General features: G+C 36.9%; 12 protein-coding genes. 10 read left to right on the top strand and 2 right to left on the bottom strand.

Annotated elements, in window-relative coordinates; translation table 11 throughout:
- Positions 1-292: 292 nt before the first annotated feature.
- Both ABLC00_RS08520 and ABLC00_RS08525 read left to right on the top strand, forming a co-directional pair.
- The gene (locus ABLC00_RS08520; protein WP_017392840.1) at positions 293-1,150 is read left to right on the top strand and encodes a 3'(2'),5'-bisphosphate nucleotidase CysQ; all 858 of its coding nucleotides are present in this window, start codon (positions 293-295) and stop codon (positions 1,148-1,150) included.
- A gap of 57 nt (positions 1,151-1,207) precedes the next feature.
- On the top strand, positions 1,208-1,942 hold the full coding sequence (locus ABLC00_RS08525) for a histidine phosphatase family protein (RefSeq protein WP_004709064.1): 735 nt from the start codon (positions 1,208-1,210) through the stop codon (positions 1,940-1,942).
- Positions 1,943-1,998: 56 nt separating this feature from the next.
- Here the strand turns inward: ABLC00_RS08525 and rpsT are convergent, their stop codons facing one another.
- Positions 1,999-2,265: a 30S ribosomal protein S20 gene (gene rpsT / locus ABLC00_RS08530; RefSeq protein ID WP_000013652.1), complete on the bottom strand. Its 267-nt coding sequence runs from the start codon at positions 2,263-2,265 to the stop codon at positions 1,999-2,001.
- Between the two features lie 212 nt (positions 2,266-2,477).
- Here rpsT and ABLC00_RS08535 point away from each other — a divergent pair, with 212 nt between their 5' ends.
- The 8 genes from ABLC00_RS08535 (at position 2,478) to ABLC00_RS08570 (ending at position 11,736) form a co-directional block, all read left to right on the top strand.
- On the top strand, positions 2,478-3,143 hold the full coding sequence (locus tag ABLC00_RS08535) for an NAD(P)H-binding protein (RefSeq protein ID WP_004709063.1): 666 nt from the start codon (positions 2,478-2,480) through the stop codon (positions 3,141-3,143).
- 11 nt (positions 3,144-3,154) lie between these two features.
- A complete protein-coding gene (gene rraA, locus ABLC00_RS08540) occupies positions 3,155-3,661 on the top strand; it encodes a ribonuclease E activity regulator RraA (protein WP_004887438.1) in 507 nt (168 codons plus the stop codon).
- Positions 3,662-3,685: 24 nt separating this feature from the next.
- The gene (locus ABLC00_RS08545; protein ID WP_033846332.1) at positions 3,686-4,465 is read left to right on the top strand and encodes a glutathione S-transferase N-terminal domain-containing protein; all 780 of its coding nucleotides are present in this window, start codon (positions 3,686-3,688) and stop codon (positions 4,463-4,465) included.
- 145 nt (positions 4,466-4,610) lie between these two features.
- Positions 4,611-5,543, top strand: coding sequence for a Dyp-type peroxidase (locus tag ABLC00_RS08550; protein ID WP_080775596.1), 933 nt, complete (start codon positions 4,611-4,613; stop codon positions 5,541-5,543).
- 82 nt (positions 5,544-5,625) lie between these two features.
- Complete coding sequence (locus ABLC00_RS08555) at positions 5,626-5,982, top strand: hypothetical protein (protein ID WP_033846330.1); 357 nt, start codon at positions 5,626-5,628, stop codon at positions 5,980-5,982.
- 134 nt (positions 5,983-6,116) lie between these two features.
- On the top strand, positions 6,117-9,578 hold the full coding sequence (mfd, locus tag ABLC00_RS08560; protein WP_033846329.1) for a transcription-repair coupling factor: 3,462 nt from the start codon (positions 6,117-6,119) through the stop codon (positions 9,576-9,578).
- Between the two features lie 201 nt (positions 9,579-9,779).
- Positions 9,780-10,214, top strand: coding sequence for an HIT domain-containing protein (locus tag ABLC00_RS08565; RefSeq protein ID WP_000492048.1), 435 nt, complete (start codon positions 9,780-9,782; stop codon positions 10,212-10,214).
- 52 nt (positions 10,215-10,266) lie between these two features.
- The gene (locus ABLC00_RS08570; protein ID WP_002050106.1) at positions 10,267-11,736 is read left to right on the top strand and encodes an adenylate/guanylate cyclase domain-containing protein; all 1,470 of its coding nucleotides are present in this window, start codon (positions 10,267-10,269) and stop codon (positions 11,734-11,736) included.
- A 50-nt stretch (positions 11,737-11,786) separates the two neighbouring features.
- Here ABLC00_RS08570 and fdx read toward each other — a convergent pair whose 3' ends face one another.
- Positions 11,787-12,125 (bottom strand): ISC system 2Fe-2S type ferredoxin, encoded by a 339-nt coding sequence (gene fdx / locus ABLC00_RS08575; RefSeq protein ID WP_002049779.1) that lies wholly within the window; start codon positions 12,123-12,125, stop codon positions 11,787-11,789.
- Positions 12,126-12,127 lie beyond the last annotated feature (2 nt).

Below are 12,127 nucleotides of genomic sequence, written 5' to 3' on the forward strand. Positions count from 1 at the left end.
GTTATTGTGCTATTGAACATAGCAAGAAATGTGTGAAAAGGAAATGGTTGGTTTTACATTAAGTTGTTTATTTTTCATAAGTTATAATATGTTTTTTATACAAAATTTAACGTTACTTTCTCTTGAGTAATAAGTGGTTTAATAAGTAAAAATATAAAGAATCAGCTTTTAAGGTAATAGAAGACTTCTTAGTTAAAGATAAGAGCTTTTTGTAAGAATACTAGACTGTTGGTGAATACTGAATTTGTCACAATTCACTTATAATGAAAAGGAAAGTAAATAGAGCTTATTTATGTTTATAACAACAACTCGCCCCAATGATGTCTTAATTGAACAGCTACTACCAATATTGGAAGAGGCTAGTCAGATCTTATTACAAGAATATCAGAATTATTCAGCTGGATATGAGTTTAATATTCAAGAAAAACATGATGATTCACCTGTGACCCAAGCAGATTTAAAAGTAAATCAATTTTTATTAAAACATCTTGCAGAAATCACACCGGAGTTACCAGTTTTATCCGAAGAAAGCGACTATAGCGCTCGCCACGATTGGTCTTCTTGTTGGATGCTAGATCCTCTTGATGGTACGAAAGAGTTTATACATGAACGAGATGAGTTCACGATAAATTTGAGTTTGATTGAGGGGCGTGAAACTGTATTTTCTGTAATTGTTGTACCGTGTGAACAAGTTGTTTATTTAGGTTATTTAAACCATTTGCCTTTTAAATATAACTTTAGCCAACAACAATGGTACCAATATCAAAAAGAATCTTATTCGACACAAGCGCCTGTACAGATTGGCTTAAGTCATAGTAGTAAAAACCCGAAGTATCAGAAGTTTATTGAGCCAATTGAAAAGAGCCGTACCGTAATTCGACGTGAGGCGGGAAGTGCTTATAAATTTTGCATGATGTTAGAAGGCGAGATTGATATTTACCCTAGATTTCACCCTACATCTGAATGGGATACTAGCTCAGGTCAGGGATTATTAGAAAGTATAGGTGGAGGTTTGCTCACACTAAAAGGTAAACCTTTTGAATATAACCAACGTGATACTGTATTAAACGGGGGCTTTATCGCATTTCGTGATCAAGAAAGCAAAAAAATAGCATTTGAAGCTTTGGTTCAATCGGGTGTTTTGGATTGAGAGTTATTGCAGACATGCTATAGTGGCAAAATATTGAGAAAAGATGACACGATAAAAATGGCACTCGATTTATTGCCTAAAAGCATGTTTGAAGCAATTGATTTATTGCCTGATGCTTCAACTCCTGTAACCCTTTTTACACGTCACTCCTTAAGAGAGCTGGTAGATGGGCAAGGCTTGGCAGGATATGACCTTCAACTTACACCTCAAGGACGTGAGCTTGCACAGGAATGGGGTAGCTATTTAATCAAAAATACGGATCGTGTAATTCAACACTGTATTTCTAGTCCAATTCAACGTTGTGTAGATACTGCTGCACTTATGATTGAAGGTGCAGATGGGGTAAGTCCTGAGCCGAATACACATACAATTGAAATTGTTGAACAAGGCTTACTGGTAGAACCGGGGAGCTTTGTACTCGATATTCAACAGGCTGCACCATATTTTCGTAAACAAGGTGCTTTAGGCTTTATTAATAGTTTTGTGAACAATGCATTACCAGGTATGAAACATCCCATTACCGGGGTTTTAGATGTGTTGGAACTTATTTATCAGACTCATCCTAAAACAAAAAGTGGGCTGAGTTTAGCTGTTAGTCATGACACAATTATTGCTGCCATAGTTGCTGTAATTTCAGGCAACAATCAAATACAAAAGGCAGATTGGCCAGAAATGATGGAAGGCCTGTTTGTGTGGTTTGAAGGGGATGAATTTCCAAATTGTAAATTGAAATGGATTTGGCGAGGCGAAGCTTACGAGTTAGATGTCTCTAAATTTCATAAAGTAGAGTAATTATAAAATTATAGGTAATAAAAAAAGCCCTGTTGGGCTTTTTTTACATGCTTCAATTAGTTAGCTAAAGCTTTAACTTGAGCATTTAAACGGCTCTTATGACGAGCAGCTTTATTTTTGTGGATGATGCCTTTATCAGCCATGCGGTCGATTACAGGAACAGCTTTTTTGTAAGCTTCTGTAGCAACAGCATAATCACCACCAGCGATTGCACTTAAAGTACGTTTGATGTAAGTACGAACCATAGAACGCAAGCTTGCGTTGTGTTTACGCGCTTTAACGTTTTGGCGCGCACGTTTTTTAGCTTGAGCAGAGTTTGCCACTCTTGCACTCCTTGAAAATAAGTTGGTCTGGGCGGGCTGTGGTCAATCCAGTAAACTGGTGTAACCATCACCAGCCCGTAAACAAGTGCCATATTGTGATGAATCAATACCGTGAAGTCAAGCCTTGAGAGCATTTTAAGCCGTTTTAGGGGCTGCTAAAACCGTAAGAAAAGGTTAAATTTGATACAAACTTAAAGAAGGTTGGATAAAAAATGACTATAAGCACGAAAAAAGCAATTGTAGTAGGTGCTACAGGACTCGTTGGATTAGCTCTAGTTGAAGAGCTTGAACAAACACCGGAATTTGAAGCGATTACAGTTGTTGTTAGAAAAGAATCACAACTACTTAATACATATAAAAAAGTTACTCAGTTAGTAATTGAAGATTTTTTATTGCTCAACGATGAAGACGTAAATGATCATACTCACGCATTTAGCTGTTTAGGTACAACTTTAAAAATAGCAGGTTCAAAACAAGGCTTTTATGCGGTGGATTATGAGATAAATGCTCATTTTGCAGACTTGATCCAAGATAAACATATCCATTTTTTAATTGTAAGTGCACTTGGGGCAAATGCTAATTCACCAATTTTCTACAATAAGGTTAAAGGACAATTAGAAGACTATATTCAGAGTTTAGGCATCGAAAAATTATCTATTTTCAGGCCATCTTTATTAATTGGTAAACGTAGCGATGTGCGTTTTATGGAAGATTTAGGACAAAGTCTTTTTAAATTCATTGAAAGTAAATGGAATAAACCATTCAAATATAAACCTGTTACAGCAGAGCAATTGGCTCATACCATGGTTGTAGCGGCGCTAACGCAAATTGAAGCATTTAAACGATATGATAATCTCAGCATACAACAAACTCGATAAGGAGAATAAAAGTGTCAACAGTACCATTTGTGACATGTGATTTATTGGATGATAACCCGGAAAAAGATTTACAAGTGGTCACGCCCTCAATGGACGGTAAGTTCTTTAAAAGTTACGGTGCACGTCAAACTTTTGGTGGACAAGTTGTGACTGTAAAGTGTTTTGAAGATAACTCGCGTGTAAAAGAATTATTGGCTACAGATGGTACAGGGAGGGTATTAGTTGTAGATGGTGGTGCTTCAATGCGCTGCGCACTTATGGGAGATATGATTGCTGAATCAGCAGTTAAAAATAACTGGAATGGTGTGGTTATTTATGGCTGTGTACGTGATGTTGATGCACTTGCGACTCTGGATTTAGGGGTACATGCATTGGCTGCAATTCCACAAAAAAGTAATCGTAAGGGCATTGGTGAAGTAGATATTCCTTTGTATTTTGGTGGAGTCACAATTCAATCTGGCGATTTTATTTATGCAGATAACAATGGAATTGTGATTGCTAAGGAAAAATTAGTTTAGCTCCACAATATAAAGGAACATGTAATGGTGAATCATCAAATTAAAGTGCTGCAAGCAGTAGCATCTGCAATTGCTCAAGGTGGTAGAGGGGTTACAGGTACAGCATTTCCTAATCAGCCTGTTAAAGCTCTAAAACTCTATGAGTTTGAAGGTTCACCATTTTGTCGGCGTGTTCGTGAAGTGATTACACTTTTAAATTTGGATGTGGAAATTTACCCATGTCCTAAAGGGGGAACAAGATATCGTTCAGTCGTAAAAGAAATAGGCGGTAAATTGCAGTTTCCATTTTTAATTGATGAAAATACAGGCGATAAACTATACGAATCACAAGATATTATTCATCACTTATTCAAACATTATGGTAAGACAGGTCAAACGCCTCAGAAATTTTCAAATTATCCTGAAAAACCATATGTTGCATTTGCTGGAACCTTATTAAATGGTGCTCGTGGAGTCTGGATTGATAAAAAAATAGTAAATCGGGCCGCACCTGAACATAAACTTGAATTATGGAGTTTTGAAGCAAGCCCATATTCAAGAGTAGTAAGAAATGTACTATGTGAACTTGAAATTCCTTATATTTTGCATAATGTGGCTAAAGAAAGGTGGCAAGATATGGGACCTGCTATTCTTCGCTTAAAACCGGGAAAATATGTGCCCTTAAAGGGTGGTAAACGAGAAAAATCGTTGCAGATTATGCAAGGAAAAATGCAGGTGCCTTATTTAGTTGATCCAAATACAGGCGTTAAAATGTTTGAATCTGCCCAAATTGTAAAATACTTAAAACAACAATATGGTGGCTAAATATAACTTAGAAAAATTACAAGAGATTGGGATCGTTCAATCTCTTTTTTAATAGCTAAGAACCATAAGAAATCGTACGATAAAAACATGAATATGCTAAATTACTACCGTAAATTACCAAAATAAGGCCTGTTTTATGGAATGTATGAGAATTCAGCCTGTAACGAGTCATCCTGGAGAAAATGCATTATTTATTGTATTAGGATTAGCTCAAGGTGATTCTGTTGTAGAAAAAGTAAAAGATTTTGCAGCTAATTTTTCAGCGTTAACTAGAAGTTTGTCTAATCGTTATCCAGAAAGTAAATTTAATGCCACATTCGGTTTTAGCTCAAATGCGTGGGATATCTTATTTCCAGAACAATCAAAGCCTCAAGAATTAGAAACATTTCAAGAAATCAAAGGTCCAAAGTACACAGCCGTTTCAACACCAGGTGATTTATTCTTTCATATTCGTGCTGATCGACAAGCTCTCTGCTATGAATTGGGAAGTATTATCAATGAACAGTTGGGTAAAGTGACTTATCCAATTGATGAAGTACATGGTTTTCGTTATTTCGATGGTCGTGCAATTATTGGCTTTGTAGATGGAACAGAAAATCCTGAACCTGTAATTGCAGCGCAGTGGGCTCTAGTGGGCAGCGAAGATCGCGAATTCATTGGGGGAAGTTATGCATTTATTCAAAAATATACCCATGATATGGAAAAATGGCGTGCTTTAAGTGATGAAGAACAAGAAAAAGTAATTGGTCGTAAGAAGTTTAATGATATTGAACTCGGTGATGATGAAAAGCCTTTAACAGCTCATAATGTTGTAAGTAAAGCGCATGATGCGGAAGGTAATGAGCTAAAAATTATGCGTGCCAATATGCCTTTTTCTAACCCTTCAAAAAATGAATATGGGACTTTCTTTATTGGATACTCGCGTAAATTTAGTACAACCCGTCAAATGCTTGAAAATATGTTCTTAGGAAATGAGCAAGGTCATCTTGACCGCTTACTTGACTTTAGTACTGCCCAAACAGGTACTTTATTTTTCGTACCGACAGTAGATTTTCTAGATGACTTGGGTGACGAGTAGGCATTAAAAAAATAAACTTAGATGGTAGAGGTGAGTAGATTACCTCTACTATATAAATTGAAAATTAATAAGATGTGATGAAATGTTCAAAAAGTTAAGCCAGCTTTTTCAAGGCTCGAAAGAGTCACCAGAGCAATTATATTTACAGGAGAATCAGCTCAGTTTTGATTCAGAGCGTGGTCCGGTTATTAAAGATGTCGTGATTAATGAAAAGTGGTCAGAGCACCTTGACTATTTTTCAAATCGTAAATTACAGAACTTTGATGATTTACGTAAGTTATTCCAAATCACACCACAAATTAATGAAAAAATTGATTTAGAAATTGCAAATCAACGCTATGTCGAAAGGTTAGGTAATACTCAAGAAAAGTTGCTTGAACTTAAAGCAATCATACAAATATTGAACCAATATTATGTGATGTTTCTACGTGATAAATAAGTTCAAACATTTGTTTAAGAACTATAAAAAAGTATCTTAAAGTAGTAGCTTGATTTCAGAAAAATAACTCAATTCAATAAAAACATCATGCTACTATTAACCTCATACCTTTTTAGCTCATAAAAGCCATATACATGTTTCAACAAGAAATCTCTCAATTGAATTTGCAACAGCTCAAGGCCGGTGAAAAGCGTTGGGTGGGGTCATTATTAGGTTCATCAGCAGCTTTATTGCTTAAAGAAATTGCGAATCAGCATTCTTCTTTATTAGTTTTAGTCGCTCGAAATAACCAACATGTTGCTCAATTAGAAAGTGAACTTGAGTTTTATGGAATAAAGCCGACAATTTTTCCCGATTGGGAAATTTTGCCTTATGATCGGTTATCTCCGCATCAGGATATTGTCTCGGAACGTCTTGCGATTTTATCGAATATGCCGCAGCAAGGCGTATTACTCATTTCAGCAAGTACTTTGGCTCAACGGGTTGCGCCTTACTCATGGGTTCTGGGTAAGCACTTTGACATAAGAGTGGGGCAAAAATTTGATTTAGAACAGCAAAAACTAAGATTGGTTCAGGCTGGCTACCATTTGGTAGATACAGTTTATGATCATGGAGAATTTGCTGTACGCGGTAGTATTATGGATATTTTTGCATCTGGGCAAGAAGCTCCTATCCGAATAGATCTATTTGATGACGAAATTGATTCGTTAAAATTCTTTGACCCTGAAACCCAGAGAACAACCACAACGTTAAAAAGTTTTACTGTTCTACCAGCTAAAGAGTTTCCATTAAAAGAAGCACGGTCAGTTTTTAGAGATCGTTATTCTGAGTTTTTCCCGACAGCAAACCCTAAGAAAAATCCAATTTATCAAGATGTTTTAGATGGTATAGCATCTCCCGGAATTGAATTTTATTTACCATTATTTTTTGATAAAGAACAAATGCAATCGCAAAGTATGTTTACAACGTACTTGCCAAAGAATTGCATTGTAATTACAACTAGTGATGTTGATACCGATTTAACTAACTTCTGGAAAGAAGTTATGCGTCGTTATGAAGATCGACGTCATAATATTGATCAACCTATTCTTGCTCCTGAAGAGTTATTTATTTCTCCAAATAATTTGCTGAGTGCTTTAAATCAGTTTCCGCGCATGCTTGTAAGTGCAGAAACTATTGAAGAAAAAGCTGGTGCACTTAACCTTAAAACTGAGCAACCCCCTAAATTACCGGTCGATCCAAAAAAAGAGAAACCATTTGCAGCTGTAAAAAAATATATTGATGAAGCAAACCATCCTGTTCTATTGGTTGCAGAAAGTGCAGGACGCCGAGAAAGTTTAAAAGATGCATTGCGTTCAAGTTTGGGTGAAATTCCGAATGTAGAGAATTTTGAGCAATTCAAAACCAGTCAATTTGCAATTGCGATTACCAATGCACCTTTAGACCGTGGTTTACTTATAACTGATCAATTAACAGTTATTTCAGAAAATCAGCTTTATGAACACCGAGTTGTACAGCGTCGTCGTAAGCGTCAACAGGAAGTTTCTGAAGAGTTTCTAATTCGAAGCTTAACTGAGCTAAGTATTGGTGCTCCTGTCGTACATATTGATCATGGTGTGGGACGTTATGCTGGCTTAATTACACTTGCTATCGAAGGTCAAGACTATGAGTTCTTACAGCTAGATTATGCTGAAGATGCCAAAGTTTATGTCCCAGTAACCAACTTACATCTAATTAGCCGTTATAGTGGCGGCGACCCAGATTTAGCACCGTTACATAAAATTGGTACTGATGCTTGGAGTAAAGCAAAACGTAAAGCATTAGAGCAAATTCATGATGTTGCAGCCGAGCTTTTGCATATTCAGGCACGTCGTCAGTCAAAACCTGGTTTTGCTTTTGAATTGGATCAGTCGCTTTATATGCAATTTGCAAGTGGCTTTGCGTATGAAGAAACACTTGATCAGGCCAATGCAATTGAAGCTACGTTGTATGATATGCAGCAAGCAAAACCAATGGATAGATTGGTATGTGGTGATGTGGGTTTTGGTAAAACCGAAGTGGCCATGCGAGCAGCATTTGTTGCAGTACAAAATGGTAAACAAGTTGCAGTTTTAGTTCCTACCACGTTACTTGCCCAACAGCATTATGAGTCTTTTAAAGATCGTTTTGCTGATTGGCCTGTTCGTATTGAAGTGTTATCACGATTTGGTTCGAACAAAACTCATTTAAAAAATATTGAAGACTTGGCGGATGGTAAAGTCGATATTGTGGTAGGCACACACAAGTTATTACAAGAGAATGTTCAGTTTAAAGATCTAGGCTTAATGGTCGTGGATGAGGAACATCGCTTTGGCGTACGTGACAAAGAGCGAATTAAGGCTTTGCGTGCTGATGTTGATATGTTGACCCTTACCGCAACTCCAATTCCTCGTACGCTTAATATGGCTTTTTCGGGAATGCGTGATTTATCGATCATTGCCACTCCACCAGCACGTCGTTTAGCAGTAAAAACGTTTGTTCAAGAACATACAGATGCTTCAATCAAAGAGGCGATTTTGCGTGAGTTATTACGTGGTGGACAAGTTTACTTCTTACATAATGAAGTAGATACCATTGAGCGAGCGGCTGAAAATATTCGTATGCTTGTGCCAGAAGCACGCGTGGCGGTAGCACATGGACAAATGCGCGAACGTGAACTTGAGCAAGTTATGCAGCAGTTCTACCACAAAGAATATAATGTGCTGGTGTGTTCAACCATTATTGAAACGGGTATTGATGTTCCAAATGCCAATACAATTTTAATTGAACGTGCAGATAAGCTTGGTTTAGCACAATTGCACCAGTTGCGTGGACGTGTAGGTCGTTCACATCACCAAGCTTATGCTTACTTATTGGTGCCTTCAATCAAGCACTTGAAAGGTGATGCTGAAAAACGTCTTGATGCAATTCAACGAGCTTCTACATTAGGCGCAGGCTTTATGCTCGCTACGGAAGATTTAGAAATTCGTGGTGCTGGTGAATTGTTGGGTGAGCAACAAAGCGGTTCAATGCAGGCGATCGGATATAGCTTGTATATGGAAATGCTTGAGAAAGCGACTAAAGCAATTCAACAGGGTAAAACACCGAATTTCGATGCACCATTGTCGTTAACTGCAGAAATTAACTTACATATTCCCGCACTTATTCCGGATGATTACTTAGGTGATGTTCATCAACGTTTATTATTCTATAAACGTATTAGTAATACAGATACTCAAGAAAAACTGGATAATATTCGCATGGAGCTTATTGACCGTTTTGGTGTTCCACCGCAATCAGTTAAACACTTGTTTAGCGTGCATCAGATCCGCTTAAAAGCGGAGCATTTGGGTATTACAAAAATTGATATTAATACTCAAGGCGGCAACATTGAATTTTCACCAGATACTCCAGTTCAGGCGATTAGTATTATTCAACTCATGCAAAAGAACCCGACCTATTATCGTATGGAAGGTGGACAGCGCTTGAAAGTGATGGTGCAGCTTGAAGACTATGAAAAACGAATTCAATTTATCAATGATTTACTACAAAAATTGATGAGTGAATTACATGCCTGAGTCCAGTTTTTTGAATAAGCCATAACTGATCAGGGCATTTGTCTTGTTGTGATTGGATTTTATGTACTTTTTTATACCTTGAGATATGAATAAGTGCATAAAATCATTGTTATTTGTAAGTAAACGGACTACTAATAATATTCACATCAAAACTGATGTGATAGTATTAGCCATTATTGTTTATTGTCATTTATAAAAGATATGTTTAGTTTGCATCCACAACTTGCTCAAGATACTTTTTTTGTAGGCGATTTCCCGCTTTCAACATGTCGTTTAATGAATGATATGCAATTTCCTTGGTTGATTTTAGTACCTCGTGTACCAGGAATCACGGAATTATACGAATTAAGTCAAGCTGACCAAGAACAGTTTTTACGTGAATCAAGCTGGTTATCTAGCCAGTTATCTCGCGTTTTTCGTGCTGACAAAATGAATGTTGCAGCTTTAGGTAATATGGTACCTCAATTACATTTCCACCATGTTGTCCGCTATCAAAATGACGTAGCTTGGCCTAAACCAGTGTGGGGTACACCAGCTGTACCATACACAAGTGATGTTTTAGCTCACATGCGTCAGACCCTTATGCTTGCTTTACGTGGTCAGGGTGATATGCCTTTTGATTGGCGCATGGATTAAATCAATGTCATGCCACATGTGAGTGTGGCTACATTGAAATGTGGAGGATAGGGTGCAATTAGAGAGGTTTATAGATCGGGAACCTAAGCAGTTTGCATATTTTCATCGTTTGATGGGGTATTCCATTCTGTCATTGATTTTAGTGATCTATGCCTTTACCTCACCAAATACTAATTATCAGATCTATATTCCTCCTTTCTTTCTTTTTTTACTTTTTGTTAGTTCTAAATTAGAGCACTGGTTACAGTACCAATTTGATAAGAAAACCCAAAAAAGTGTTTTCTTTGCGATAGATGCAATTGTGGTGGCGGTTACTCTAGCAGGCGTACACCTCAATCTTGTTCCTACATTTATTGCACTTTTTGCATTATTTTACTCAGCAATTAATAGTCGTATTTCGTTTGCAGTGATTTGTTTAACGAGTCTGCTTGGTGCGATTATTTTTTATTTAAGTACTTTTTTTCTATTTGGTTTTCATCCATATTTTGAAGCCACAAGCCAAGAATTAACGGTAATTACCCTACTTGGTTTAGTGATGTTTATCACTATTGGAAATTACTACCAACATCGCTGGGTAAAAAAAATTAGTCAGCAACGCCAGCATTATTATGACCAAATGACGCGTTATATCGCTTTTGCTAATCAGTTAAGCCGCTATGCTCCATTGCAATTATGGCAGTCGATTATGCGTGGTGAAGCTGAAGCAAAAATCGAATATAAACGTAAAAAAATGACCGTATTCTTTTCTGATATTCAAGGTTTTACTGAATTGTCAGAAACCTTAATTCCAGATGACTTGGCCTTCTTGCTTAATGACTATTTAAGTCATATGACTGAAATTGCGAAGCAATATGAGGCGACTGTCGATAAATTTATGGGAGATGCAATCCTCATCTTTTTTGGAGATCCAAATTCACAAGGTGTTGAACAAGATGCCAAATCTTGTGTAGAAATGGCAATTGCTATGCGTCAGCAAATGAAGTTGCTGCGTGAGCGTTGGAAAAAGATGGGATATTCAGCCTTGCATATCCGTATGGGTATTAGTACGGGTTATTGCCACGTTGGGAATTATGGGGCAACACATCGTATGGCTTATACAATTGTAGGTCGTGATGTAAATTTGGCGGCGCGTTTACAGTATGCTGCTGAAATTGATGAAATACTCATTTCTGATGATACTTATCAACTCATTAAAAGTGATTTTCTATGTGCACCGAAAACCCCAATCTATTTAAAGGGAATTCAAGGTGCAGTAAAAACATGGCAAGTCATGGAAAAATACACAGGAAATAAATCAGATCATCAGCAATGGTTTGATTATGAATATAAAGGTTTCCATTTAGTATTGAACTTAGAAGAAGTACAAAACTACGAATATCCGGAATTGGTTGAAGTGCTTGAAAAGATGATTCAACGTATTAAAGTTCAACAAACTTTAATTAATACTCAAGGTGTTGCTCAGCTTAGACTTGAGGATGAAGTTAAACCAATAAATATTGATCAAGAGCAAGATCAGGTATAAATTATATAAATAAAAAAAGCTGCTTAAGCAGCTTTTTTTACCATTAAATCTTAATGATTTTCTGAAGCATGATTAATTGTGTATTTCGGAATCTCAATTTCAAGATCTTCATCTACAATTTTAACCTGACATGAAAGACGAGAGTCAGGTTCTAATCCCCAAGCACGATCTAAAAGATCGGCTTCAACATCGTTCATCTCTTCTAAGCTATCAAAACCTTTGCGAACAATCACGTGGCAAGTTGTACATGCACAAGACATATCACAAGCGTGTTCAATTTTGATACCTTTATTGAGCAAACTTTGGCAAAGATTTGCATTTTGTTCAACCTCAAATTCTGCACCTTCAGGGCAAATCTGAGCATGAGGAAGTACTTTAATACGTGGCATAT

The sequence above is a fragment of the Acinetobacter nosocomialis genome (assembly GCF_041021905.1).
Classification (GTDB): Bacteria; Pseudomonadota; Gammaproteobacteria; order Pseudomonadales; family Moraxellaceae; genus Acinetobacter; species Acinetobacter nosocomialis.